Consider the following 26,039-nt stretch of genomic DNA (forward strand, 5'->3'; position numbering starts at 1 on the left):
ATGCACGGCCACGGCTACGCACCGCCTCAGCCAGGGCGCCCCGCCGACGGCACGCTGGTCGTCCTGCGCACGCTCTTCGTGGCGCTCACCGTGCTGAGCTGCGGTTTCCTGGCCTGGGCCCCGCTGCTGAGGCTGGCCGTCATCACCCGCAAAATCCTCGACCGGGTCCTGTTCTGCGTCGCCCTGCTGTCCACCGTCGGCATGTTCGTCTTCCTGGGGCAGACCGTGCCGGAGGACGAGAAGCAGGAGATGAGCGACGGGTCGGCACTGACCTTCGGGGGATGGATGCTGATCACCATCCTGGGCGTGACCATCTACTACCTGGTCGCCGAGATACGGCACTACGGGCGCGCGGGCGCGCCGGCCGCCGCCTTCGCACCGCCGGGGACCACCGGATACGGCTACCCGCCCCTCGCTCCCCCGGCCCAGCCGGCCTACGCGCAGCCGGTGCCGCCCCGACCGCCCCACCCGACACCGCCGCCCGCGCCGGGCCCGGCCCTGTCCCAGCAGCCGCAGCCGCAGCCGCAGCCGCAGTCCCAGCCGCACCTGCCGCCGCAGCAGACGCCACCGCGCCCGCAGGTCTCCGCCAAGCCCACGTCGCAGCGCATCGACCAGGTGCGCGCCGAGCTGGACGAGCTCAGCGACCTCCTCCGCCGGGAGCCGCAGGACCCCTGGGAGCAGGACAGGTGAACGGCCGGGTGATCGCCGGGCGGTACGAGCTGTCGACCGTCATAGGCCAGGGCGGCATGGGCCAGGTGTGGACCGCCTACGACGGGCGGCTCGACCGCCGCGTCGCCGTGAAGCTGCTGCGGCCCGACCACATGGCCGCCGCCACCGGGGCCGAGGAGATGCGCCGCCGCTTCGTCCGCGAGTGCCGGGTCACCGCCCAGGTCTCCCACCCCGGACTCGTCACCGTGCACGACGCCGGCAGCGACGGCGACGACCTGTACCTGGTGATGCAGTACGTCGAGGGCGCCGACCTCGCCGACCACCTCGCCGAGCACGACCCGTACCCCTGGCAGTGGGCGGTGTCCGTCGCCGCGCAACTGTGCGCGGTGCTCGCCGCCGTGCACGCCGTGCCGATCGTCCACCGCGACCTCAAGCCGCGGAACGTCATGGTCAAGCCCGACGGCACGGTCACCGTCCTCGACCTGGGCGTCGCGTCCGTCATCGACACCGACACCACCCGCCTCACGCACACCGGCTCGCCCATCGGCAGCCCCGCCTACATGGCGCCCGAACAGGCCATGGGCGGCGCCGTCGGCCCGTACACCGACCTGTACGCGCTCGGCGCGCTGCTCCACGAACTGCTCAGCGGCAACGTGCCGTTCGCCGGCTCCACCGCCCTCGGTGTGCTCCACCGCCACCTGTACGAGCCGCCGCTGCCCGTCCGCCAGCTCCGCCCCGAGATCCCCGACGCGCTGGAGGCCCTGGTCCTGCGGCTGCTCGCCAAGGACCCGCAGCACCGTCCGTCCGGCGCGCAGGAGGTGTACGAGACGCTCGCCCCGCTGCTGCCGGAGCGCGGCGTCCCGACCGGCCCGCTCGACCCCACGCGCCCGTTCCTGCGTCCGCACGCCCCCTGGCCCGACCGGGTCACCACGCCCGCGCCCGTGCCGCGTCCGCCCGTCGCGCCCGCCGCGACCCGCCCCGACGTCGCGGCCGCCGTGGAGGAGGTCAAGCGGCTGCTCGGCGAGGGCAGCATCACGCAGGCGGTCGACATCCTCGGCGGGATCCTCCCGGCCGCCGCCGCCGAGCACGGCGAGCACTCCCCGGTCGTCCGGATCCTGCGCAAGCAGTACGCGACGACGCTGATGGACGACGGTCAGTTCCGCCGTGCCCTGCCCGAGCTGCGGCGGCTGGCCGACGACCGGGCGGCCGAGGCGGGCCCGGCCGATCCGCAGACGCTCCAGTTCCGGTACGAAGCGGCGCTGTGCCTGGAGCAACTGGGCGAGACGGCCGCCGCGCTCGCCGAGTACCGCGCGGTCCTGCCGTACTGCATGAGCAGCGGGACCGGCGCGTCCGACCCGGCCCGCGCGTTCGACATCCGGCACCGCATCGGACACCTGCTCCTCGCGATGGGCGACCACACGGCGGCCGAGCAGCAGCTCCAGAACCTGTTGTACGACACGGAGCGGGCGTACGGCCCGTACCACCCGCTGCCGGCGGAGCTGCGCCGGGCCCTGGAGCGCCAGCGGCGGATGCGCGGCGTGTGACCCCCTCCGGATCCCTCCCCGGCGCCCGCCCGGTCCCTCCCGGGGTCAGGCCGCCCGGCAGTACACCGAGTCGGCGACCCGCCCGAGTCCGGTGAGTCCCGCCGGGCGCGGCTGGTCGCCGAGGACGACGACCGCGCCGGGCGCCGCCAGGTCCCGCACGGCCGCCAGGTCGTGCGAGCCGTTCACCACGATCACGCCGTAGCGGCGGTCGGCGATCCGTCCCCGTACGTCCGGGTCGTCGAACCCGCCCCGCTCGATGCGCGCCGCGTCCGCCGGACCCGCCCCGCCGCTCAGGATCAGGTTGCCGCGCACCTCGTCCTCGCGGGTGGGGGAGCCGTCCAGCGGGTCGACGATCGTCAGCCGCGCCTCGACCCCGCCGCGCCGCAGCATCCGTCGCAGCGCGGCGGCGAACAGCCCGTGCGCGGTCCCGATCTCCAGCACCTCGCCGTTGGGCGGGGCGAGCAGCGGGACGGTGGTGAGCCGCCCGCACACGTCGGTGACCGTGCCGGCCAGTCCGCCGGCCCCGAGCGCCTCCAGCGCCACCAGGTGCCGGTAGGCGACGGTGACGTCGTGCCGGGCCCGCTCGCCGTCGTCGCCGGTGACGGCGCGCACTTCGCGTACGAGGGTGTCGACCTGGGTGGCGGTGGGCATCCGGTGCCCGTCACGTCCGGCCCGGTCCAGCAGCAGGCCGAGGCCGTAGCTCTGGCGGCGCAGGTCGGCCACCGCGTGGTGCAGGGCGTCGAGGTCGGTCTGGAGCGCGCTGGTCGCGCGCTCCATGCGCTGCTCGACCAGGGCGAACGCGGGGCGCATGACCCGCTTCGCCAGCCGGTTGCTCAGTAGAGAGGGCATGCGGGGCAAGCTACGCCGCCCCACCTGCCGTACGGGTCACGGCCCGGTGGTGCGGCGGTGAAGTCTTGGTGGCGCGCAGGCGACCCGCCGCCCACGGGCGCCCCTTGCGCGGGTCGCCCGGGGACGACGGCCGCCCCGCGGCCCCCCGCCGCGCCCGGCGCCCGTCCCACGCGGGGCCGCCCCTCCAGCAGGCACCCCGTCCCACGCGGGTGCCACCGGACATGCGGCCCTGCCGGTGACGGGCACGGCACTCGGCGGGGTGCGCACGGTGAAGCCGGGACTCGTCGGGGAGTATGTGGGCCGTATCCGTCACGACCCGCCCGTACCGCACCGCCGACCCCGTGGGGAGTTCGTACGCCGATGACCGTCCGCGGCCAGATCGTCAGGTTCGCGCTGGTGGGTGTGGTGAACACCGCCGCCTACTACGGCTTCTACCTGTCGCTCCTGGCGCTGGGCCTGCCCTATGTGGCCGCCCACGTGGTCGCCTTCCTGCTGGCCATGACCGGGTCGTTCTTCCTGAACTGCCGCTTCACGTACCGGACCCGGCCCACGTGGCGGAAGTTCCTGCTGTTCCCGCTCACCAACGCCGCGAACTTCGTGATCACGACGAGCGGCGTCTGGCTGCTGGTCGACGTGGCGGGTTTCTCCAGCCGCTGGGCGCCGCTGCTCGCCGCCGCCGCGGCCATTCCCATCACGTTCGTGGTCTCGCGGACGATCATGATGAGGCCCGAGACCCCCCGGACCGGTGAGTCGTTGATCGAAGCAGTGGCCTCGAAGTAGTGGCCTGAGCCACATTCACTGCCTACCATCGATCACCGCAAGGTCGTTCACGCCCGCCCGTCACCCGACCACCACCCCTCAACGAGACGCTTCGCGTCGCACCCGCTGAACCGACCAACGCCGGGAGGCTCCTTTGCACCGCCTGCATCGCCGCCGTCGCACCGCGCTCTCCGTCTCCGCCGCGCTCCTCGCCGCGGCTCCGCTCCTGGCCGCCTGCGGAAGCGACGCCCATCCCGGCGCGGCGGCCGTCGTCGACGGCGACCGGATCGAGGTGTCCGCGCTCCAGGCCCAGGTCAGGGAGGTACGCAGCGCCCAGGAGGCGTCGCCGCAGGCGAAGCAGCTGATCGAGGCGACCGGCGACCTCAACCGCGAGAAGCTGAACGGCATGATCTTCGACCGGGTGGTGGAGAAGGTCGCCGCCGGCCAGGGGATCACCGTCAGCCGCAAGGAGGTCCAGGAGACCCGGCGGGCCGCGGCGGCGCAGAGCGGCGGTGAGGAGCAGCTCGCCGCGATGCTGCTCCAGCAGCAGGGCGTCGCGCCGGACGAGATCGACGACGTGGTGCGGCGCAATGTCCTCATGAACAAGATCGCCGCGAAGCTGGGCGCGGGGAACACCCCGGAGGGGCAGCAGAGGCTCACCGAGGTCTTCGCCGCCGCGTCCAAGGCGCTCGACATCGACGTGAACCCCCGGTACGGCACCTGGGACAACGACAAGATCCAGCTGGGCGAGTACAGCGCGCCCTGGCTGCGTCAGCCGGCCGGGAAGCAGCAGATGTAGGTTCGAGGGGTGAACGCCCACACCCCCGACACCCCCGACATGACCGGTACGTCTACGTCCGGCGCCCCCGTCGCCGGCAGCCCCGGCGCCGGCGACGCCCCCGGCCGCGTCGTCCTGCTCACCGCCAGCCACCGCGTCGCGCCCGGGCTGCTGTCCTGGCCGGCGTGGCGGACGCTGCACGCCGCCGACCGCGTGCTGTGCGCCGACGACGCGCACCCGCAATTGCCGTACCTGCGCGAGGCGGGCGTCGCCGTGGAGATCGCCGCGCCCACCGCGCGGGAGCTGGTGGACGCCTGCGCGGGAGGCCGCACGGTCGTGGTCGTGGCGGGCGGTGAGGGGGACGGCGCCCTGACCGACGGGCTGGCCCGGATGGCGGGCTCCGGCCGGGTGGCGATGCCCGACCTGGAGCTGCTGCCGGGGTCCTACGACCTGCCGGGCGCGCGGCTGCTGGACCTCGTCGAGGTCATGGACCGCATCCGCCGCGAGTGCCCCTGGTCGTCGCGGCAGACCCACGAGGGCCTGGCCAAGTACGGCATCGAGGAGGCGTACGAACTCGTCGAGGCCATCGAGGACGGCGACCGCGACGAGCTGCGCGAGGAGCTCGGGGACGTCCTGCTCCAGGTCGTGTTCCACGCGCGGATCGCCGAGGAGCACGAGGAGGAGCCGTTCTCGGTCGACGACGTGGCGGCCACGATCGTCGAGAAGCTCATCCACCGCCACCCCCACGTCTTCGGCGAGGAGCGGGCCGAGACGCCGGAGGAGGTCAAGGCGCACTGGCTGCGCACCAAGGCGATCGAGAAGCGGCGCACCTCGGTGACCGACGGCGTCCCGCTGGGCCAGCCGGGCCTCGCGCTGGCGGCCAAGCTCGCGAGCCGGGTCCGCACCGCGGGCCTGGACGTCGCCCCGCCGGCCGGCGAAGGCATCGGCTACGAGCTGCTGGCCCTCGCCGTACGGGCGGAAGCAGCGGGCGTGGACCCGGAAGCGGCCCTGCGCGCGGCTGGCCGCGCCTACCGCGACGCCATCCGCGCGGCGGAGGGCCCCGGGGCGCCGGATACCGTCGAGGGGTGAACGCCCCGCACGACGACGCCCCGCACGACGACGCCCCGCGCCGCCCCGGCCCCCCGCCGGCCGGTGCCCCCGAGGCCGGCCCGCCCGCACACGGCGCCGCGCCCGCCCCCCGGGCCGCCGCCCCTGACGCGCCGGACGCCCCTGACGCGCCGGACGCCGCCGACGCGCCGGACGCCCCTGACGCGCCGGACGCCTCTGACGCGCCGGACGCCGCCGACGCGCCGGACGCCCCTGACGCGCCGGACGCCCCGGGGGACGGGGCGCGGGGGTGCCCGGCAGCGCCCGCGCCCCCGCTGTTCAGCTGGGAGTTCGCGACCGACCCGTACCCCGCCTACGCCTGGCTGCGGGACCACGCGCCCGTGCACCGCACCCAATTGCCCAGCGGGGTCGAGGCGTGGCTGGTCACGCGGTACGCGGACGCCCGGCAGGCGCTGGCCGACCAGCGGCTCAGCAAGAACCCGGCGCACCACGACGAGCCCGCGCACGCCAGGGGCAGGACGGGCATCCCGGGCGAGCGCAAGGCCGACCTGATGACGCATCTGCTGAACATCGACCCGCCGGACCACACCCGGCTGCGCCGGCTGGTGTCGAAGGCGTTCACGCCCCGCCGGGTCGCCGCGTTCGCGCCGCGCGTGCAGGAGCTGACGGACCGGCTCATCGACAGTTTCGCTACAAAGGGGAGCGCGGACCTCATCCACGATTTCGCCTTCCCGCTCCCCATCTACGCCATCTGCGACATGCTCGGGGTCCCCCGCGAGGACCAGGACGACTTCCGCGACTGGGCCGGGATGATGATCCGGCACGGCGGCGGGCCGCGCGGCGGGGTCGCCCGGTCGGTCAAGAAGATGCGCGGCTACCTCGCCGAACTGATCCACCGCAAGCGGGAGAGCCTGCGGGGGGAAGGGGACGACGACCTGATCTCGGGGCTCATCAGGGCCTCGGACCACGGCGAGCACCTCACCGAGAACGAGGCCGCCGCGATGGCGTTCATCCTGCTGTTCGCGGGCTTCGAGACGACCGTGAACCTGATCGGCAACGGGGTGCACGCCCTGCTCCGCCACCCGGACCAGCGGGAGCGCCTCCAGAACTCCCTCGCCGCCGGCGAGACGGGGCTGCTGGAGACGGGCGTGGAGGAACTGCTGCGCTTCGACGGCCCGGTGGAGCTGGCGACGTGGCGGTTCGCCACCGAGGCCCTCACCATCGGCGGCGAGCGGATCGCGGCCGGCGACCCCGTCCTGGTCGTCCTCGCCGCGGCGGACCGCGACCCGGAGCGGTTCGCCGAGCCGGACACGCTCGACCTGTCGCGGCGGGACAACCAGCACCTGGGTTACGGGCACGGCATCCACTACTGCCTCGGCGCGCCGCTCGCCCGCCTGGAGGGGCAGACCGCGCTCGCGACCCTGCTGACCCGGCTGCCGGACATCCGGCTCGCGGGGGATCCTGCCGATTTGCGGTGGCGCGGGGGGCTCATCATGCGTGGATTGCGCACGCTCCCGGTCGAGTTCGCCCCTTTGGCGAAGGACGTGAACTGACGGGCCGTCATTTCTGTGATCTTCGCGTGATCTCCGCTGCATCGACTTGTGACTGACGTTCGAATGCCGCTACGTTCACCGTCACCTCAGCAGTCACGCGAAAGGCAGCACCGCATGCGCTCCGGGAACGGCCGGCACCGACGACCCCGTCAAGCCCCCGCCATCGTCGTCGCGGCAGGGGTGACCGGATCCGCCATCGCGCTCCCGCTGCTCGGCGCGGGCTCCGCGACGGCGGCCGACGCCACCACCTGGGACCGGGTGGCCGAATGCGAGTCCGGTGGTCTGTGGAGCGCCGACCTGGGCAACGGCTTCTACGGCGGCCTCCAGATGTCGCAGGCGACCTGGGAGGCCCACGGGGGCCTGGCGTACGCCGCGCGGCCCGACCTCGCCAGCCGCACCGAGCAGATGGCCGTCGCCGAGAAGGTCTACGCCGCCACGGGCACCACGACCTGGGAGACCTGCGCCCCCGTCGCGGGCCTCGGCGGCGCCACCGCGACGCCGGACGCCGACCCCACGGGCACCGCCCCGGCCACGCCCGAGGCGGTCGACCCGGCCGAGACGCTGGAGGGCCCGACCGCGCCCGACGCGTCCTCGCCCGCCGACCCGCTCCTGCCCGGCGAGCCCGCCCCCGCGGCGCCCGACGCGCCGCGGAGCCCGGCGTCCGGCACCGGCAAGCACCGCGGCGAGCCCGCCAGGGAGGAGGCCGCGGTGACCGATCCGGTCGCCCCCGCCGACCCCACGGCACCGGCGGCCCCCGCCGATCCCACCGCGCCGGTCACTCCCGGCACTCCGGGGGGCGAAAGCACCCTTGAGCCCACCGATCCGGCGAATACCGGCAATTCGGTCACCGACCGCGAGGAGGACGGGCATCCCTCCCGGGGTGACGGGGCGACGCGCGACCCGGGGACCGTCGGCGTCGGCGCGTACACGGTCCGGCCCGGCGACAACCTGTCGGTCATCGCGGACGAGCACAAGGTCCCCGGCGGCTGGTCCGCCTTGTACGAGGCCAACCAGGACACCGTCGGGGCCGACCCGGATCTCATCCTCCCTGGTCAGAGTCTGGAGCTGACGCCGGATCAGCCGAAGGAGCAGGGCTGAATGTCCGCTTCTGTGTAAGTGAGACATGAATCTCTTCGCCCCGGTGGGCGTGTCCCCACCGTCCGAATCGCACAATCCGCCCTTCACCTGCGTAAACGCCCGTCAAAGGCAGGCAAGTAAGGGCGGATTGACCCCCGATGTCCGTCTTTGAACTTCGGGAAGGTCTGTGGCTACGGTCGTGACCGCTCGCCACCGCGGGCCCCATCGACCGGAACGCCGAATCCTGCCGCCGGTCGACGGGAACAGTCGTCGCGTCATGCGCCGAAGGCAGGAGCGGGGGACCCAAGGTAAGTGCCGGGTCCGGCCATGGAGACATGGCGGGAACCGGCTTGGGGTGAAGCCGAGCGCACAGCGGTGCGCACGGCCGGGCCACTCACTCGCCCGAACCCGACAGCTCACCTCGCAGGCGTCGGTGAGGAGATGTCCCATGCTGTTCTCCGGCAAGTCCAAGCACCGTCGCCCCTCCAAGGCCGCCCGATTCGTCGCCTTCGCCGGTATCACCGGTGCCGCCGTCGCCGCCCCGCTGATGGGCGCCACGACCGCCTCGGCCGCCACCACCGCCGAGTGGGACAAGGTCGCCCAGTGCGAGTCCGGCGGCGACTGGTCCATCAACACCGGCAACGGCTACTACGGCGGCCTGCAGTTCTCGGCCTCCACCTGGGCCGCGTACGGCGGCACCGCGTACGCCGCCACCGCCGACCAGGCGTCCAAGTCGCAGCAGATCCAGATAGCCGAGAAGGTGCTCGCGGGCCAGGGCAAGGGCGCCTGGCCGAGCTGCGGCGTCGGCCTGTCCGGTGCCGCGTACGACGGCGGCGGGGCCGAGCAGGCCCAGCCGCAGCCGCAGCAGGAGCGCCAGGCCGAGCAGCCCACCACGCGCAGCCAGGAGCGCACCGCGCCGCAGGCCGAGGCCGCGCCCCGGACCGAGTCGAAGAAGACCGAGCCGAAGAAGACCGTCACCACCCCGACCGGCGAGAAGGTCGAGAAGGGCGACGGCGAGTACAAGGTGAAGGCCGGCGACACCCTCAGCACCATCGCCACCGAGAAGAAGGTCGCCGGCGGCTGGGAGAAGCTCTTCCAGCTGAACAAGGACATCGTCGACGACGCCGACCTGATCTACCCGGGCCAGCAGCTCCACCTGAGCTGAGCCCCGGGCGGCCCCGGCCCGCGCGTTCCTCCCCCTCCGTAGTCCACCGCGGGCACGGGAGGGACGGCCGCGGCCGGGGCTTCCCCGTTCCCGGGCCGGGGCGGCTTCCCGTGCCGGAGCCGGCTCGGCCGCGCGCCCCTGAGCGGGCCCCCGCACACCCCGACTACCGACTGGTAGGTTTCGCGGCGTTTTGCCGGTAATGCGGTTTCGTGAGCCCTTTTTCGTCCCAGGAGGCGGGCGTCGGCGGGCTCGGGCCCCCCGGCCGGTTAGGCTCTTGCCGCAAGGCCGAAGAGACCCTGCACCGCATGCGTCACATTTTGCGTCACATCCCAGAAGGAGATGCTCGTGCCGTCCATCGACGTCGTCGTAGCCCGGGAAATCCTGGACTCCCGAGGCAACCCCACGGTCGAGGTCGAGGTCGGCCTCGACGACGGCAGCACCGGCCGTGCTGCCGTTCCGTCCGGTGCCTCCACCGGAGCGTTCGAGGCCCTCGAGCTCCGCGACGGGGACAAGGACCGCTACCTCGGCAAGGGTGTCGAGAAGGCCGTCCTCGCCGTCATCGAGCAGATCGGCCCGGAGCTCGTCGGCTACGACGCCACCGAGCAGCGGCTGATCGACCAGGCGATGTTCGACCTGGACGCCACCCCGGACAAGTCGTCGCTCGGCGCCAACGCCATCCTCGGCGTGTCCCTCGCCGTCGCGCACGCCGCCTCCGAGGCGTCCGACCTCCCGCTGTTCCGCTACCTGGGCGGCCCGAACGCGCACCTGCTGCCCGTTCCGATGATGAACATCCTGAACGGCGGCTCGCACGCCGACTCCAACGTGGACATCCAGGAGTTCATGATCGCGCCGATCGGCGCGGAGTCCTTCTCCGAGGCGCTGCGCTGGGGCGCCGAGGTCTACCACACCCTGAAGAAGGTCCTGAAGGAGAAGGGCCTCTCCACGGGTCTGGGCGACGAGGGCGGCTTCGCGCCGAACCTCGACTCCAACCGCGCCGCCCTGGACCTCATCCTGGAGGCCATCAAGCAGGCCGGTTACGCCCCGGGCAAGGACATCGCCCTGGCACTCGACGTCGCCGCGTCCGAGTTCTACAAGGACGGCGCCTACGAGTTCGAGGGCAAGTCCCGCTCGGCCGCCGAGATGACGGACTACTACGCGGAGCTCGTCGACGCCTACCCGCTGGTCTCCATCGAGGACCCGCTGTTCGAGGACGACTGGGACGGCTGGAAGACCATCACCGAGAAGCTGGGCACCAAGGTGCAGCTGGTCGGTGACGACCTGTTCGTCACCAACCCCGAGCGCCTGGCCCGCGGTATCGACGAGGGCGCCGCGAACGCGCTGCTGGTCAAGGTCAACCAGATCGGTTCGCTGACCGAGACCCTCGACGCCGTCGAGCTGGCCCAGCGCAACGGCTTCAAGTGCATGATGTCGCACCGCTCCGGCGAGACCGAGGACGTCACCATCGCCGACCTGGCCGTCGCCACCAACTGCGGCCAGATCAAGACCGGCGCCCCGGCCCGCTCCGAGCGCGTCGCCAAGTACAACCAGCTGCTGCGCATCGAGGAGATCCTCGACGACGCCGCCGTGTACGCGGGCCGCTCGGCCTTCCCGCGCTTCAAGGGCTGATCCTTCCCAGCCCGGGCTACGTACGTCCCCGGCCGCGGTCCCGTACCGTGTCCGGGGACGTACGTACGTGATGGGCAAGGGGAGGCGGGTACAGCACATGGCCCGGGACCGGTTCTCCACCGCGACCAGGCTGCGGCTGCTCGGCGAGCAGACCGCCGCCCGTGTCTATCGCTCCCAGACCCGCCGGCAGGCCCGCCGCTCGCGGCTCACCGGCCGGGCGGCGTTCCTCGCGCTGGTCGTCTGCTCGCTGGTGGTGGCCCTGGCCTACCCGATGCGCCAATGGGTGTCCCAGCGCGCGGAGATCGCCGAGCAGCAGCGGCTGGCGGCGGAGGCGGGCGAGCGCGTCGAACGGCTGCGCGACGAGAAGGCGCGGCTCCAGGACGACGCGTACGTCAGACGCCTGGCGCGCGAGCACCTGCACTACGTACTCCCGGGCGAGACCGGCTTCACGGTCATCGACCCCGACGCGGTGCGCGAGCGCCGCACCGACCAGGGCGCGGCCGACCGCCCCTGGTACTCCAACCTCTGGGACGGCGTGGACACCGCCGACCGCACCGACCGCAAGTAGAACCCAAGGCAGGCATGGAAACGCCCCCTCCGCAGACCGAACGCACCGAGCCCACCGAGGCGGACGTCGCGGCGTTCGAGGAACAGCTCGGCCGCCCGCCGCGCGGCCTGCGCGCCATCGCGCACCGCTGCCCGTGCGGCAACCCGGACGTGGTGGAGACCGCGCCCCGGCTCCCGGACGGCACGCCCTTCCCGACGACGTACTACCTCACGTGCCCGCGCGCGGCCTCCGCGATCGGCACGCTGGAGGCGAACGGCGTGATGAAGGAGATGTCCGAGCGGCTGCAGTCCGACCCCGGGCTGGCCGCGGCCTATCGCGCCGCGCACGAGGACTACATCGCCCGCCGCGACGCCATCGAGGTGCTGGAGGGCTTCCCGAGCGCCGGCGGCATGCCGGACCGTGTGAAGTGCCTGCACGTGCTCGTCGGCCACTCGCTGGCCGCCGGGCCGGGTGTGAACCCGCTGGGCGACGAGGCCATCGCGATGCTGCCGGAGTGGTGGGCCAAGGGCCCCTGCGTCTCGCCCGGCGCCCCCGGGGAGGCCGGGGAATGACCCGCGTCGCCGCGATCGACTGCGGTACGAACTCCATCCGCCTGCTCGTCGCCGACATCGACCCGGCGACCGGTGAAGTCACCGACCTGGACCGGCGGATGACGATCGTCCGGCTCGGGCAGGGCGTGGACAGGACCGGCCGGCTCGCGCCCGAGGCGCTGGAGCGGACCTTCGCGGCCTGCCGCGAGTACGCCGCCGTCATCGAGGAGCACGGCGCCGGGAAGCTGCGCTTCGTGGCCACCTCGGCCTCACGCGACGCCGAGAACCGCGACGAGTTCGTCCGGGGCGTGAAGGACATCCTGGGGGTGGAGCCGGAGGTCGTCAGCGGTGACCAGGAGGCCGAGTTCTCCTTCATCGGCGCGACCAAGGAGCTGACGGGCGGCGGCGCGGACGGGGACGGCGAGTACCTGGTCGTGGACATCGGCGGCGGGTCCACCGAGTTCGTGGTCGGCGCCGCCCACGCGCGCGCCGCCCGGTCGGTCGACATCGGCTGCGTACGCCTGACCGAGCGTCATGTCCGCGGCGACCCGCCGTCCGAGGCCGAGGTGGCGGCGATCCGGGCCGATGTCGAGGCCGCGCTGGACCTGGCGGAGGAGACCGTCCCGCTGCGCGAGGCCAGGACGCTCGTCGGGCTGGCCGGTTCGGTCACCACCGTCGCGGCGATCGCCCTGGGGCTGACGGAGTACGACTCCGAGGCCATCCACCGCTCGCGCGTCTCCTACGAGCGGGTCGCCGAGGTGACGGCACGGCTGCTGGCGGCCACGCATCAGGAGCGGTCGGAGATCTCCGTGATGCACCCGGGCCGGGTGGACGTCATCGTCTCCGGAGCGCTGGTGCTGCTGGCCGTGATGGAGCGGACCGGGGCCCGCGAGGTGGTCGTCTCCGAGCACGACATTCTGGACGGAATCGCCCTCTCGCTCGTCTGATCGACGGCCGTACGCGGTGCCGCCGGACGGGCCGCCGGGAAAGTTCGTGAAGTTCTTCACAAGGAAAAGGGCCCTGAGGGGGGTCGCGGAGCCGCTCAACGGCCTCCGGAGCCCCGCTCGGGGCCCTTTCGCAGGCCGGGAAGCCACCCTCGTCTGTGTTTCGCAGGTGTGAACTCCGGTGGCGGTCCACGGTTAAAAGGTGCTCGCCGTCCCAGTTCAACAGGGGTGAACAACGTCTTCCGTTACACCGGGGTTCCCCTGGGGCGCCATGACCTCGGTCACGTGGGCCGCGCAGTGTAGCAGAGGTACCCCAGGAGCTTGTGAAGGGGTGCACGAGCGACCCCCCTCGACCGGGTGGATACTCGATGGCATGAGCACCACGGAGCGTCCCAGGATCCTCGTAGTAGGCGGTGGGTACGTAGGCCTGTACGCAGCTCGGCGCATTCTCAAGAAGATGCGCTACGGCGAGGCGACCGTCACGGTCGTCGACCCCCGGTCGTACATGACCTACCAGCCCTTCCTGCCCGAAGCCGCCGCCGGCAGCATCTCGCCGCGGCACGTCGTCGTACCCCTGCGACGCGTGCTGCCCAAGGCAGAGGTGCTCACCGGCCGGGTCACCACCATCGACCAGGACCGCAAGGTCGCCACGATCGCGCCGCTCGTCGGCGAGTCGTACGAGCTGCCCTTCGACTACCTGGTCATCGCGATGGGCGCGGTCTCCCGCACCTTCCCGATCCCCGGCCTCGCCGAGCAGGGCATCGGCATGAAGGGCATCGAGGAGGCCATCGGCCTGCGCAACCACGTCCTCGAGCAGCTCGACAAGGCCGACTCGACGACCGACGAGGAGGTCCGCCGCAAGGCGCTGACCTTCGTCTTCGTGGGCGGCGGCTTCGCCGGCGCGGAGACCATCGGCGAGGTCGAGGACCTGGCGCGTGATGCCGCCAAGTACTACAAGAACGTGAAGCGCGAGGACATGCGCTTCATCCTGGTGGACGCCGCGGACAAGATCCTTCCCGAGGTCGGGCCCAAGCTCGGCGCGTACGGCAAGGAGCACCTGGAGGGCCGCGGGGTCGAGGTCTACCTCTCGACGTCCATGGACTCCTGCGTGGACGGCCACGTGGTGCTGAAGAACGGCCTCGAGGTCGACTCCAACACCATCGTCTGGACCGCCGGCGTCAAGCCGAACCCGGCGCTGACCCGCTTCGGCCTCCCCCTCGGCCCGCGCGGCCACGTCGACTGCGGCGCCACGCTCCAGGTCAACGGCACCGACTACATCTGGGCCGCCGGCGACAACGCCCAGGTTCCGGACCTGGTCGGCCGCAAGGCCGGCAACCCCAACGCCTGGTGCCCGCCGAACGCCCAGCACGCGCTGCGCCAGGCCAAGGTCCTCGGCGACAACGTGATCTCCGGCATGCGGGGCTTCCCGCAGAAGGAGTACAGCCACGCCAACAAGGGTGCGGTCGCCGGTCTCGGCCTGCACAAGGGCGTCGCGATGATCGTCATGGGCAAGGTGAAGATCAAGCTCAAGGGCCGTCTCGCCTGGTACATGCACCGCGGCTACCACGGCATGGCGATGCCGACCTGGAACCGCAAGATCCGGGTCTTCGCGGACTGGACGCTCGCGATGTTCCTCAAGCGCGAGGTCGTCTCGCTCGGCGCCATCGAGTCGCCGCGCGAGGAGTTCTACGAGGCCGCGAAGCCGGCCCCGGCCGCTGCGGCCGCCTCGAAGCCGGAGAAGGCCAAGGCATCCTGACCGGTCTCCCCGGTCACCCGCGCCCCCAAGGGGCCGCCCGCCATCCGTGGTGCGGGCGGCCCCTTCCGCGTCCCCGGGCGGCGCGTGGCCGGCGGCGGTGGGTGGACGGGCGGGCGACGGGCCGGGACCCAGCCCCCCCGGGGGCGGCGGGGGCCCCGTGGAACGGACCGGGGCGGTGGGGGTGGCTCCGGCGGACTGAGGGAGCGTCAGAGGGAACGGGGCCGGTCAACGGCTCGCATTTTGCCGTGGCATTGCTCGGTTTCGGGACTGCGCCGGCGCGCCCCGGGTGTTTTCGTGGTGTTGAGCATTTCTGGGACTCCTCATCACGGAGGTGTGCACCATGGCCGACGCCGCGTCGCGGCTCACCACGCTTGCCGAGGATCTGCTGGGCGTTCCGCTGCCGGTCGCGATCCGCGCCTGGGACGGCAGCGAGGCGGGGCCGCCGGGAGCGCCCGTCCTCGTCGTCCGCAGCCGCCAGGCGCTGCGGCGGCTGCTGTGGAAACCGGGGGAGCTGGGACTCGCCCGCGCCTGGGTGGCGGGGGAGCTCGACGTGGAGGGCGACCTGTACGAGGCCCTCGACCGGCTCTCCGGCCTCGTCTGGGAGCGCGGCGACGGCACCGGGGGCACCGGGCGCGCCGCCCGTGCCGTACGCGCCGCCCGTGCCGTGCGCGACCCCCGGCTCCGGGAGGCCGCCGGCGCCCTGATCCGCCTGACCGGACCCTTCCCGCCGCCCCGGCCGCCCGCCGAGGAGGTCAGACGCCGCACCGGTCCGCTGCACACCAAGCGGCGCGACAAGGAGGCCATCAGCCACCACTACGACGTCGGCAACGACTTCTACGAGCTGGTCCTTGGGCCGTCCATGGTCTACTCGTGCGCCTATTGGTCGCCCGGCGGCACCCTGGAGGAGGCGCAGACCGCCAAGCTGGACCTCATCTGCCGCAAGCTGGCCCTCCGGCCGGGCGACCGGCTGCTCGACGTGGGCTGCGGCTGGGGCTCGCTGGCCATCCACGCCGCCCGGGAGTACGGCGCCCGGGTCGTCGGCGTCACCCTCTCCGCCGAGCAGGCCGCCTACGCCCGCAAGCGCGTCGCCGGCGAGGGCCTGACCGACCGGGTGGAGATCCGCGTCCAGGACTACCGGGACGTCGGGGACGGCCCGTACGACGCGATCGCGTCCGTCGGGATGGCCGAGCACGTCGGCCAGGTCCGCTACCGCGAGTACGCCGACGACCTGTACTCCCTGCTCCGGCCCGGCGGCCGGCTGCTGAACCACCAGATCTCCCGCCGCCCGGAGAAGAACGAGGCGGCGTACCGCGTCGACGACTTCATCGACCGGTACGTCTTCCCCGACGGCGAACTCGCCCCCGTCGGCCGGACCACCACCGCCCTGGAGGAGGCCGGCTTCGAGGTGCGCGACGTCGAGGCGATCCGCGAGCACTACGCCCTCACCCTGCGGCAGTGGGTGGCCAACCTGGAGGCCCGCCTCCCCGAGGCGGAACGGCTCACCTCACCGGGCCGGGCCCGCGTCTGGCGCCTCTACATGGCCGCCTCCGCCGTCTCCTTCGAACGCAACCGCATCGGCGTCAACCAGATCCTCGCCGTGCGCACGCCCGACGGCGGGGCCTCCGGCCTGCCGCTGCGGCCCCGGGCCTGGACCGAGCGCCCGGACCGCTGACACGCCGAGGGCCGGGCCCCCGTCACGGGGACCCGGCCCTGTCCTCGCCGGGGCTACTCGGCCTTGATGGCGTTCAGCATGTTCAGCCTCGCCGCGCTGCGGGCCGGCCACATCGCGGCCAGGACGCCCACCAGGGCGGCCAGGAGCAGGAAGATCCCGATCCGGTCCCAGGGGATGACCAGCGCGTAGCCCGGCAGGCTCGACTTGATGGTCTGGCCGATCGCCCAGCCCAGGAACGAGCCGAGGCCGATGCCGACCACCGCGCCGAAGACCGAGATCACCACGGCCTCCAGCCGCACCATGCGCTTCACCCGGCGTCGGTCCAGGCCGATCGCCCGCAGCATGCCGATCTCCTGCTGCCGCTCGAAGACCGACATGGCCAGCGTGTTGACGACGCCCAGCACCGCGATGATCAGGGCCATCGCCAGCAGGCCGTACATGATGTTCAGCAACATGTTGATCATGCCGCCGAACTCGTCGCGGATGTCCTGCTTGTCCATCACGCTGATCGCCGGGTTGTCGCCCAGGGCGCTGACCAGTGCCTTCTCGTTAGCCGCGGTCTCGCCGCCGTCCATCTTCACGAAGATCTGCGGGATGAACGGCTTCACCTCGTGCGGGGCGACGACCTTGGTGTCCACCAGCACGGGGGACAGGAACTCGGTGTCCTTGTAGACCGCGCCGAGGGTCAGCCGGCCCTTCTTCTCGTCGGAGAACGTGACCGGCAGGGTGTCGCCGACCTTCCAGCCCTGCTTGCCGGCCGTCTTCTCGGCGACCGCCATCCGGCCCTCGCCCAGCGAGGCCAGCGAGCCGTCGACCACCTCGACGTTCAGCACCCGCTCGACGTCGCCGGGCGTGATGGCCGAGGCGGACACCCACTCGCCGTCGATCTCGAAGGAGGCGGCCTGCTGCGGCGACACCGCCGTGGCGCCCGGCGCCTTCTCCAGAGCGGTCAGCGCGGACCGGTCGAGGTCGCCGCCGCTCGCCATGACGACCATGTAGTCGGCCTTGATCTGGTCCGTGGTCATCTTGTCCAGCGCCGCGCCGACCGTGACGCCCAGCACCGACAGCCCGGTCACCAGCGTGAGGCCGATCGCCAGCGCGGAGGCGGTGGCACCGGTGCGGCGCGGGTTGCGGACCGCGTTCTGGGCGGCCAGCTTGCCGGAGACACCGAAGGCGCGGACCATCAGGGGCCGTACGAGGGCGATGACCGGACGGGACAGCAGCGGGATCAGCACGATCACGCCGATCAGCGCCAGGAACGCCCCGCCGGCGATGGTCCACCGGCCGTCGGAGCCGGTCGAGGCACCCACCACGATCAGGGCGGCGCCCACGGCGGTGATGACGGCGCCGATGGAGTTGCGCACCACCAGCGACTTGGTGGTCGCGATCGCGTGGACGCTGCTCATCGCGGCGACCGGCGGGATCCGGGCGGCGCGGCGGCCGGGCAGCCAGGCGGCGAGCATCGTGATCAGCACGCCCACGCCCAGGGCGGCGATCAGCGGCGTCGTACCGATGACGAGCGCCCCCTCGGGCACCTTCATACCGAACGCGGCCATCCCGGAGCGCAGGCCGGCGGCCAGCCCGATGCCGAGGGCGAAACCGACCACGGAGGCGACCAGGCCGACCACACCGGCCTCCGCGAGCACCGAGCGGGTGATCTGCTTGCGGGAGGCACCGACGGCGCGCATCAGCGCCAGTTCCTTGGTGCGCTGGGCGACCAGCATGGTGAAGGTGTTGGAGATCAGGAACACGCCGACGAAGAGCGCGATGCCGGCGAAGCCCAGCAGCATCTGGTTGAGACCGCTCAGCCCCTCCTCGATCGCCTTCGCCTGCTCGTCGGCGAGCGCGGCACCCGTCTGCGCCGTGGCGCTCTCCGGTACCAGCGGCTGTACGGCGGCCAGGATGCGGTCGTCGTCGGCACCCGGCGCGGCGGTGACGGTGAGGTTCGTGAAATAGCCGGGCTGCAGGTAGAGCGCCTGTGCGACGGGGGTGTCGAAGAGCACCAGGCTGCCGCCCGCGTTGACGGCGCCGTCGTCGGTGGTGAAGACACCGGCGAGCGTGTACTCCTTGACCGGCCCGTTCGTGGCCACCCGGACCCGCTCGCCGACCTGGTACCCACCCTCGGCGGCGGTGTCCTTGTCGAGCGCGATCTGGTCGTCCCGGACCGGGCCGGTGCCCTGGACGAAGTCGTAGGCGGTGTCCTTGCCGCCCTTGCCGGGGGAGAAGTTCGACCCCTTGTTGGACCAGCCGGCGCCGATCAGCTTGCCGTCGGGGCCGGCGACCCCGGCGAAGCCGTCGACCCGCCCGGTGACGGAGGCGACCCCGTCGAGCCCGGCGATCCGGTCGAGGGTCTTCTGGGAGAGCCCGGCCTGCTGGGCGTCGTTCTGGTCGGCGTACGTGGTGACGGCGACGGCGACGTCGTCGTAGCTCTTGGCGGACTGGTTGCGGAAGGCGCTGGACAGGGTGTCGGTGAAGACCAGGGTGCCGGAGACGAAGGCGACGCCGAGCATGACGGCGAGGACGGTCATCAGCAGCCTGGCCTTGTGCGCGAGCACGTTGCGCAAGGCGGTTCGGAACATGAGGTGTGAGTCCTGGGGTGAAGAGGGATCGGCGAGGGCCGGAGCGCGGCCGGGGTCGGACCGGGGAGTCGTGGGGCTCACGCCCCGGCGGGCGTCAGCTCGTGCGGCCCTTGGCGTCGAACTCCTTCATGCGGTCGAGCACGCCGTCCGCGGTGGGGTGCAGCATCTCGTCGACGATCCGGCCGTCCGCGAGGAAGATCACGCGGTCGGCGTAGGAGGCGGCCACCGGGTCGTGGGTGACCATCACGACGGTCTGGCCCAGTTCGCGCACCGAGTTGCGCAGGAAGCCCAGGACCTCGGCGCCGGAGCGGGAGTCGAGGTTTCCGGTCGGCTCGTCACCGAAGATGATCTCCGGGCGGGAGGCCAGCGCGCGGGCGACGGCCACGCGCTGCTGCTGGCCGCCGGAGAGCTGGGCGGGCCGGTGGCTCAGCCGGCCGGACAGGCCCACCATGTCGATGACCTTGCTCACCCACTCCTTGTCGGGCTTGCGGCCCGCGATGTCCATGGGGAGCGTGATGTTCTCCTGCGCGGTCAGCGTGGGCAGCAGGTTGAACGCCTGGAATATGAAGCCGATCTTGTCGCGGCGCAGCTGGGTGAGCTGCTTGTCCTTGAGGGAGCCCAGCTCGGTGTCACCGATGCGGACCGATCCGCCGCTGAAGGTGTCGAGCCCGGCGACGCAGTGCATCAGCGTCGACTTGCCGGAGCCCGAGGGGCCCATGATCGCGGTGAACTCGCCCTGGTGGAAGTCCACGGTGACCCGGTCCAGGGCGACCACCTGGGTCTCGCCCTGTCCGTAGACCTTGGACAGATCCGTGGCGCGGGCGGCTACCGCGGTGGCGCGGTAAGCGGTGGGGGTCGTGGTCACGAGGAGGGCTCCTGTCGAGGACTGTTCTGCGAGGACCCCTCCATCGTCCTGGCCCGCCACCCCGCCGGGCGTCCGTCCGGGTGCCCGTTCCCGGGGCCCCCTGGAGTCGGACCGGGGAGCGCGCGACTCCTCCTGAGGTATGACGGGATCCCTGACTCCCGCCCCGATTCACCGACCGGGTGACACCGGGCGACGACTTTCCGTCATTCCTTTGCGTACGTTTTTGCGGCCGCGATCCCCGGCAGTCTGCTGGGCAACGCCGCCCACCAGCGCTGACGCACCCTCAGACGTCAATAAAATAAGACAACATCGGGCCACCGTTCCGCTGTTCGGGGGACGCGCCCCGATAGGCTCATGTGCCAACGCGGAGCCGCGGGGTAACGCCCGGATGGTGGAATGCAGACACGGCGAGCTTAAACCTCGCTGGCCTTCGGGCCGTACCGGTTCGAGTCCGGTTCCGGGCACTCCCGACCCCCATCACGGGAGCGGTCCCACAAAAAACCGGACGACCGGCAGGAATCAGCCACAGCACCAGTGTGACCGGAGGGAAAGATCCTCCCCGAGCACTAGGGTGTTTCTTTTGCTCGCCCATTACTCTTGTTCCAAGGCCGCGCACGGCGGCCACGGAGGAGTGAGATGAGGAGCAGCAACCCGGTCTTCTCGCGACGGGGGTTCAGCCGCGACAACGGCTATGCGGGCTTCAACGCGCAGCAGCCGCAGGCCGGGGGCCCCGCCGCTGGAACCACCCCGTACGCGACGAACCCGTACGCGACCAACCCGTACGCCCAGGACGCGCAGCTCGGCGCGCCCACCCAGGCGCCGGTGCGCTCGGGTGCGATGACCATCGACGACGTGGTGTCCCGCACCGCGATCACGCTCGGTACGGTCTTCGTCACCGCCACGCTCGCCTGGTTCCTGATGCCGGTCGACCCGGCGAACATCAACACGTCGTACGGCATCGGCATCGGCGCGGCCCTCGTGGCCTTCGTCTTCGCCATGATCCAGTCCTTCAAGCGCAAGGCGTCCCCGGCGCTGATCCTGCTGTACGCGGCGTTCGAGGGCGTCTTCCTCGGCGTGATCTCCAGCGCCGTCTCGACGTACGTCTCTCCAGGCGTCGTCCCGCAGGCGGTGCTGGGCACCATGGCGGTCTTCGCCGGTGTGCTGATCGCCTACAAGATGCGCTGGATCCGCGTCACCCGCCGTTTCTACGGCTTCGTGATGGCGGCGGCGCTGGGCTTCATCCTGCTGATGGCGGTGAACGCGCTGTTCGCCCTGTTCGGCGGCGGTGACGGCCTCGGCTTCCGCAGCGGCGGCCTCGGCATCATGTTCGGTGTCATCGGCATCATCCTCGGCGCGTGCTTCCTGGCCCTGGACTTCAAGCAGGTCGAGGACGGCATCGCCTACGGCGCTCCGCGCGAGGAGTCATGGCTGGCGGCCTTCGGCCTCACCATGACGCTGGTGTGGATCTACCTGGAGTTCCTGCGGCTGCTGTCGATCCTCCAGGGCGACGACTGACCCGGACCCCGGCCGTGAGCACACGGCCGTGACCGTACGAAGGGCCCGTCCGGCGACCGCCGGGCGGGCCCTTCGGCGTGACCGGCCGGTGGTCAGAGCAGCTTGCGGGCGGCCCGCCGCAGGTCGTACTCGTGGATGATCGCCTTGGCGTGTCCGTAGCTGAGGTCGTGCTCGCCCCGGAGCCAGCTGACCTTCTCCTCGAAACGGACGAGGGAGGGGCCTTCCTCGACGGTGCGGAGCCACTCGGACACTTGCCTGCCCGTGCAGTGGGGAATGCGGGAGAGCAGATTTCGATGGGTCTCTTCGGAGAAGACTTGGGACATCGGCGCCTCCGGACGCTTCGCGCGTGTGCTCCTTCCCGTCACCGTGCCCGAGCGGGCGCCCGTTGGCAACAGTCCCGCCCCGGCGCATAGGGTCGCGGCGTGCTCGATACGACAGAACTGACCGCCGCCGTCGACCGCCTCGCCGACCGGCTGCGGGCCGCGCCGCAGAGTCGGCTGCAACGGGGAGCGGCAGCCGCGGGACTGGCCCTGGCCAGGGAACTGGCGGTGCGGGCGCAGCGGCTGGAGGCACCGGACGCGCCGCCCCGGACCATGCCGGACGCCGGGGTGTTCGCGGTCGCGGACCAGCTCGTGGTCGCCGGCAACGACCTGGCCGAGATCCTGCGGACGGCCCCGGCCGGCCCCGCGTTCCGGCGGGAGCTGGACGAGGCCGTGGCGGCGGTGCGGCGTACGGCGGCTACAGCGACGCTATGACGCGGTCCGCCAGGATGTAGACGTTCTCGGCGCCGGCGTGGCTGCCGCACGAGAAGGTCAGCGCGTACGCGCCGGAGACCCCCGAGCCGCCCAGCAGTACGGGCGTCTCGCCGTCGCGCAGGGCCTCCGCGAGGCGCTCGGCGGTCTCCCGGTGGCCGGGCGTCATGCACAGGGTCGTGCCGTCCGCGAAGACGTACACGTCCAGGGTGCCGAGGGGGCCGGGCCGTACGTCGGTGAGCGCCGTACCGGTCTCGGCGAGCTCCTCCAGACGGGCCACGGTGCGCTCGTGGTCGGTGACGACGGGCGTCTGGACCGGCACGAAGTCGGGGTGCGAGGGGTGCCGGCGGCGGGCTGCGGCCAGCTCCGGGGAGTCCTCGGGGAAGGCGTTGTCGGTGATGCCGGGCATGTCGGGCAGCTCGGCGAGCGAGTCGAGGGCGTCCAGCCCGTCGCCGTACTCGGCGTAGTCGGCGCCCGGCTCCAACGCGTCCAGCGCCTCCAGGCCCGCGAAGTCCGCCTGACGAGGCACGAAGAACGGCCCGTCCTCGCCGGGGTGGCCCACCGGGTGGCCGGGCAGGCCGCTCAGCCCGCCGAGCAGGCCCCCGGGGCCGTCGCCGGCGTCCCGCGCCTCCTGGGCCGCCCAGAAGGCCCGCGCCTCGGCCAGCTCGCGCTCCCGCTCCTCGGCGAGGGCTTCGGCGACCGCCGTGCGTATGTCCTCGGTGGTGCGGGCGTGGGGCACGGTCGGTGTGCGTTCGGCGGTGTTCACGGCGGCGAGCTCCGTGCGCAGCGCGGTGACCTGGCGGCGCAGCCCGTGGGCCGCGTGCAGGGCAGCGGCGCCCACGGCCGTGGCGGTGGCCGTGGTCAGCAGCAGGGCGAGAGACATGGCGCTCACTGACTTACTCCCGGTTTCAATCGATCCCCCGCACTTCCTACATCAGCTTGTCGTGCCTCCGCGCCCCCTGTCAGTGCATTACGTCACGAAATGGACAGGTCTTTTGCCGCGTGGTTTTTCGCCATCCACGGCCTGACCTGCACAAACGAATCTCCCCCAGGAGATAGGTCACATCCTGGGGGAGATTCGGTCACGGCTGGGACGCGGAGCGGTTGAGCGGCACCCCGACGGGCCCGGCGCGGCTCAGCCGGCTCAGCTCGGCCGCGCGCTGTTCCCGGTCGCGCTGCGCTTCGCCACCGCTGCGGGCAGGTGCCGTCCTCGTGCCTCGGACGACCCCTACCCTCCGCTCCGGCTCAGCTCAGCCGCTCGATGACCATGGCCATGCCCTGGCCGCCGCCCACGCACATGGTCTCCAGGCCGAACTGCTTGTCGTGGAACTGGAGGCTGTTGATCAGGGTGCCGGTGATGCGGGCGCCGGTCATGCCGAAGGGGTGGCCGACGGCGATGGCGCCACCGTTGACGTTCAGCTTCTCCAGCGGGATGTCCAGGTCGCGGTAGGACGGGATCACCTGGGCGGCGAACGCCTCGTTGATCTCCACCAGGTCGATGTCGCCGATGGTCAGCCCGGCGCGCCGCAGCGCCTGCTTGCTGGCCTCGACCGGGCCGTACCCCATGATCTCGGGCGACAGGCCCGAGACGCCGGTGGACACGATCCGGGCGAGCGGGGTGAGACCCAGCTCCCGCGCCTTGGTGTCGCTCATGATGACCAGCGCCGCGGCGCCGTCGTTGAGCGGGCAGCAGTTGGCGGCGGTCACCATGCCGTCGGGGCGGAAGACCGGCTTCAGGCCCTGCACGCCCTCCAGTGTCACGCCCGCGCGCGGGCCGTCGTCCTTGGAGACGACGGTGCCGTCGGGGGTGGTGACCGGCGTGATCTCCCGCTCCCAGAAGCCGTTCTTGATGGCTTCCTCGGCGAGGTTCTGCGACCGGACGCCGAACTCGTCCATGTCCTGACGGGTGACGCCCTTGAGCCGCGCCAGGTTCTCGGCCGTCTGGCCCATCGCGATGTACGCGTCGGGGATCTGGCCGTCCTCGCGCGGGTCGTGCCAGTCGGAGCCCTCCTGCTCGGCGCGGGCCGCGGTGCGGGCCTCCGCCTCGGCGAAGAGCGGGTTGTGGGTGTCGGGCAGGCCGTCGCTGGTGCCCTTCACCGAGCGGGAGACCATCTCGACGCCGGCCGAGATGAAGACGTCGCCCTCGCCCGCCTTGATGGCGTGCAGCGCCATGCGGGACGTCTGGAGCGACGAGGAGCAGTAGCGGGTGATGGTGCAGCCGGGCAGGTGGTCCATCCCCATCTGCACGGCGACGATACGGCCCAGGTTGTGCCCCTGCTCGCCGCCGGGCAGGCCGCAGCCGAGCATCAGGTCGTCGATGTCGCGCGGGTCGAGCTCGGGCACCTTCGCGAGCGCGGCCTGGATGATCGTGGCGGTCAGGTCGTCCGGCCGCAGGTCCTTCAGCGAGCCCTTGAAGGCCCGGCCGATGGGGGAGCGGGCGGCTGAGACGATCACGGCTTCGGGCATCACGGCTCCAGAGGGGCGAGGGGCAGGACTGAGAGGGAAGTTACCCGTACGTACCGCCCGGGTCATCGGAACGGGCGTGTGATGCGGACCGCATTTCTAAGCGCTCGCTCAGTCGCTCGGGTCCCGGCCCGCCACCCGGTGCCTTCCCGGAACCGGACGTTTCACCCCTGTACGCCCCAGTACGTCCCTGTACGCGTCCGGACGTCACACCGCGCGGCGCGCCCCGCACCGGGCCGGGCGGCACCGGGCGCCCCGCACACCGGGCGGACGGCCGGTACGGGCCCGGCCAGGGCGTCAGGGGCGGACGTCCGGGAGAGGCGCGGGTTCCTGGACGGAGGGCAGGCGCCGACGGCGCCGGTGCTTGAGCAGCGCCCACGGGGCGCGGGCGCCGGTGACCTCCGTACCGGCCTCCTCCACCGCCTCGGCCGCGGCCTTGGCGACCGGCAGCATGCCCTCCCTGCGGTCCGCCTCCAGCCGCTCCTCCTCCGGCCACACGCCCAGGACCGCGCAGAGGGTCGGTAGCACCGCCATCGCCGCCGTCGCGTACCCCTCCGCGGACGGGTGGTAGTTGTCGGCGCCGAACATCTCCCGCGGGTTGGCCGCGAACTCCGGCCCCAGCAGGTCGCCCAGCGACACCGTGCGCCCGCCCTGCTCGACGACCACGATCGTCTGGGCGGCCGCCAGCTGGCGCGACACCCGCCGCGCCAGCCACCGCAGCGGCTGGTACACCGGCTCGATCGTGCCCAGGTCGGGACACGTGCCGACCACCACCTCCGCGCCCGCCGTACGCAGGCGGCGCACGGCCGTCGCGAGGTACCGCACCGACTGCGTCGCCGACATCCGGTGCGTCACGTCGTTCGCGCCGATCATGATCACGCACACGTCGGGGGTCCGCCCCGGATGGGCCAGCAGCAGTGTCACCTGCCGCTCCAGGTCGTCCGACCGGGCGCCGGGGAGCGCGACGTTCCGCAGCTCCACGGGGCGCTCGGCGACCGCGGCCAGCCCCGAGGCGAGCAGCGCGCCCGGTGTCTGGCCCGCGCGCCGCACCCCCTGCCCCGCCGCCGTGGAATCACCCAGGAGGGCCAGTCGCAGGGGCTCGGCGCCGCCCCCGTACCCCCGGCCGTACAGCCCGTCGGCCGCAGGCGGCAGCGGCGCCACACCACCGCCCACCGAGCGCTTCGCCAGCCGCACCTCCGCCAGCAGCACCCCGACCGCCGCCGCGCCCAGCAGGCCGATGCCGCCGCCCCCGTACGCCGCGCCGGCGGCGATCCGCCGTGCCACCCTCGCCCTCGACATAGGGACAG

At 72.5% G+C, this 26,039-nt stretch carries 23 protein-coding genes, 1 tRNA gene and 1 riboswitch; of the genes, 17 read left to right on the forward strand and 7 right to left on the reverse strand.

Translation table 11 applies throughout. The features are described from left to right. Together IE109_RS10315 and IE109_RS10320 are read left to right on the forward strand one after the other, a co-directional pair. Positions 1-690 carry a hypothetical protein gene (locus IE109_RS10315; protein WP_189550473.1) on the forward strand — a complete coding sequence of 230 codons (690 nt, stop codon included), beginning with the start codon at positions 1-3 and terminating at the stop codon, positions 688-690. Next, a complete protein-coding gene (locus tag IE109_RS10320; RefSeq protein WP_189550474.1) occupies positions 687-2,213 on the forward strand; it encodes a serine/threonine-protein kinase in 1,527 nt (508 codons plus the stop codon). The genes IE109_RS10315 and IE109_RS10320 overlap by 4 nt, the downstream gene beginning before the upstream one ends. A gap of 45 nt (positions 2,214-2,258) precedes the next feature. Here IE109_RS10320 and IE109_RS10325 read toward each other — a convergent pair whose 3' ends face one another. Further along, positions 2,259-3,062 carry a class I SAM-dependent methyltransferase gene (locus IE109_RS10325; protein WP_189550475.1) on the reverse strand — a complete coding sequence of 268 codons (804 nt, stop codon included), beginning with the start codon at positions 3,060-3,062 and terminating at the stop codon, positions 2,259-2,261. A 360-nt stretch (positions 3,063-3,422) separates the two neighbouring features. Here IE109_RS10325 and IE109_RS10330 point away from each other — a divergent pair, with 360 nt between their 5' ends. From IE109_RS10330 to IE109_RS10385, 12 genes are all read left to right on the forward strand, one after another. After that, on the forward strand, positions 3,423-3,842 hold the full coding sequence (locus tag IE109_RS10330) for a GtrA family protein (protein WP_189550476.1): 420 nt from the start codon (positions 3,423-3,425) through the stop codon (positions 3,840-3,842). Between the two features lie 142 nt (positions 3,843-3,984). Beyond that, positions 3,985-4,620 (forward strand): SurA N-terminal domain-containing protein, encoded by a 636-nt coding sequence (locus IE109_RS10335; protein ID WP_189550586.1) that lies wholly within the window; start codon positions 3,985-3,987, stop codon positions 4,618-4,620. 39 nt (positions 4,621-4,659) lie between these two features. Next, positions 4,660-5,688, forward strand: coding sequence for a nucleoside triphosphate pyrophosphohydrolase (locus tag IE109_RS10340; protein ID WP_189550587.1), 1,029 nt, complete (start codon positions 4,660-4,662; stop codon positions 5,686-5,688). A gap of 293 nt (positions 5,689-5,981) precedes the next feature. Then, positions 5,982-7,220: a cytochrome P450 family protein gene (locus tag IE109_RS10345; protein WP_189550588.1), complete on the forward strand. Its 1,239-nt coding sequence runs from the start codon at positions 5,982-5,984 to the stop codon at positions 7,218-7,220. 180 nt (positions 7,221-7,400) lie between these two features. Further along, positions 7,401-8,318 carry a transglycosylase family protein gene (locus tag IE109_RS33855; protein WP_308431348.1) on the forward strand — a complete coding sequence of 306 codons (918 nt, stop codon included), beginning with the start codon at positions 7,401-7,403 and terminating at the stop codon, positions 8,316-8,318. Between the two features lie 249 nt (positions 8,319-8,567). Beyond that, positions 8,568-8,742: riboswitch (cyclic di-AMP (ydaO/yuaA leader) on the forward strand. Between the two features lie 3 nt (positions 8,743-8,745). Next, positions 8,746-9,462, forward strand: a complete 717-nt coding sequence (locus IE109_RS10355; RefSeq protein ID WP_189550478.1) for a LysM peptidoglycan-binding domain-containing protein — start codon at positions 8,746-8,748, stop codon at positions 9,460-9,462. Positions 9,463-9,807: 345 nt separating this feature from the next. Further along, positions 9,808-11,088: a phosphopyruvate hydratase gene (eno, locus tag IE109_RS10360; protein ID WP_418962921.1), complete on the forward strand. Its 1,281-nt coding sequence runs from the start codon at positions 9,808-9,810 to the stop codon at positions 11,086-11,088. Positions 11,089-11,185: 97 nt separating this feature from the next. Further along, on the forward strand, positions 11,186-11,656 hold the full coding sequence (locus tag IE109_RS10365) for an FtsB family cell division protein (protein WP_189550479.1): 471 nt from the start codon (positions 11,186-11,188) through the stop codon (positions 11,654-11,656). Positions 11,657-11,670: 14 nt separating this feature from the next. Further along, positions 11,671-12,207, forward strand: coding sequence for a DUF501 domain-containing protein (locus tag IE109_RS10370; RefSeq protein ID WP_189550480.1), 537 nt, complete (start codon positions 11,671-11,673; stop codon positions 12,205-12,207). Next, the gene (locus IE109_RS10375; RefSeq protein ID WP_189550481.1) at positions 12,204-13,133 is read left to right on the forward strand and encodes a Ppx/GppA phosphatase family protein; all 930 of its coding nucleotides are present in this window, start codon (positions 12,204-12,206) and stop codon (positions 13,131-13,133) included. The genes IE109_RS10370 and IE109_RS10375 overlap by 4 nt, the downstream gene beginning before the upstream one ends. A gap of 370 nt (positions 13,134-13,503) precedes the next feature. Beyond that, positions 13,504-14,886 carry an NAD(P)/FAD-dependent oxidoreductase gene (locus tag IE109_RS10380; RefSeq protein ID WP_189550482.1) on the forward strand — a complete coding sequence of 461 codons (1,383 nt, stop codon included), beginning with the start codon at positions 13,504-13,506 and terminating at the stop codon, positions 14,884-14,886. Between the two features lie 340 nt (positions 14,887-15,226). Further along, the gene (locus tag IE109_RS10385) at positions 15,227-16,558 is read left to right on the forward strand and encodes a class I SAM-dependent methyltransferase (protein ID WP_189550483.1); all 1,332 of its coding nucleotides are present in this window, start codon (positions 15,227-15,229) and stop codon (positions 16,556-16,558) included. A gap of 53 nt (positions 16,559-16,611) precedes the next feature. Here IE109_RS10385 and IE109_RS10390 read toward each other — a convergent pair whose 3' ends face one another. After that, positions 16,612-19,137 (reverse strand): ABC transporter permease, encoded by a 2,526-nt coding sequence (locus IE109_RS10390; RefSeq protein ID WP_189550484.1) that lies wholly within the window; start codon positions 19,135-19,137, stop codon positions 16,612-16,614. Between the two features lie 94 nt (positions 19,138-19,231). After that, positions 19,232-20,002, reverse strand: a complete 771-nt coding sequence (locus IE109_RS10395) for an ABC transporter ATP-binding protein (protein WP_189550485.1) — start codon at positions 20,000-20,002, stop codon at positions 19,232-19,234. A gap of 382 nt (positions 20,003-20,384) precedes the next feature. Here IE109_RS10395 and IE109_RS10400 point away from each other — a divergent pair. Both IE109_RS10400 and IE109_RS10405 read left to right on the forward strand, forming a co-directional pair. Beyond that, positions 20,385-20,466, forward strand: a tRNA-Leu gene (locus IE109_RS10400). Positions 20,467-20,638: 172 nt separating this feature from the next. After that, positions 20,639-21,517, forward strand: a complete 879-nt coding sequence (locus tag IE109_RS10405) for a Bax inhibitor-1/YccA family protein (protein WP_189550486.1) — start codon at positions 20,639-20,641, stop codon at positions 21,515-21,517. A 92-nt stretch (positions 21,518-21,609) separates the two neighbouring features. Here the strand turns inward: IE109_RS10405 and IE109_RS10410 are convergent, their stop codons facing one another. Continuing rightward, positions 21,610-21,840, reverse strand: a complete 231-nt coding sequence (locus IE109_RS10410; protein ID WP_156693972.1) for a DUF4287 domain-containing protein — start codon at positions 21,838-21,840, stop codon at positions 21,610-21,612. Between the two features lie 99 nt (positions 21,841-21,939). Between IE109_RS10410 and IE109_RS10415 the strand changes: the two genes are divergently transcribed. Continuing rightward, positions 21,940-22,272: a hypothetical protein gene (locus IE109_RS10415; RefSeq protein ID WP_189550487.1), complete on the forward strand. Its 333-nt coding sequence runs from the start codon at positions 21,940-21,942 to the stop codon at positions 22,270-22,272. Here IE109_RS10415 and IE109_RS10420 read toward each other — a convergent pair. From IE109_RS10420 to IE109_RS10430, 3 genes are all read right to left on the reverse strand, one after another. Next, positions 22,256-23,152, reverse strand: a complete 897-nt coding sequence (locus IE109_RS10420) for a hypothetical protein (RefSeq protein ID WP_189550589.1) — start codon at positions 23,150-23,152, stop codon at positions 22,256-22,258. The two genes, IE109_RS10415 and IE109_RS10420, sit on opposite strands and share 17 nt — an antisense overlap. A gap of 362 nt (positions 23,153-23,514) precedes the next feature. Further along, positions 23,515-24,735 (reverse strand): acetyl-CoA C-acetyltransferase, encoded by a 1,221-nt coding sequence (locus IE109_RS10425; protein ID WP_189550488.1) that lies wholly within the window; start codon positions 24,733-24,735, stop codon positions 23,515-23,517. A gap of 294 nt (positions 24,736-25,029) precedes the next feature. After that, the gene (locus IE109_RS10430) at positions 25,030-26,031 is read right to left on the reverse strand and encodes an SGNH/GDSL hydrolase family protein (protein WP_373297677.1); all 1,002 of its coding nucleotides are present in this window, start codon (positions 26,029-26,031) and stop codon (positions 25,030-25,032) included. Between the last annotated feature and the right edge of the window lie 8 nt (positions 26,032-26,039).

The sequence above is a fragment of the Streptomyces lavendofoliae genome (assembly GCF_014649735.1).
GTDB lineage: Bacteria > Actinomycetota > Actinomycetes > Streptomycetales > Streptomycetaceae > Streptomyces > Streptomyces lavendofoliae.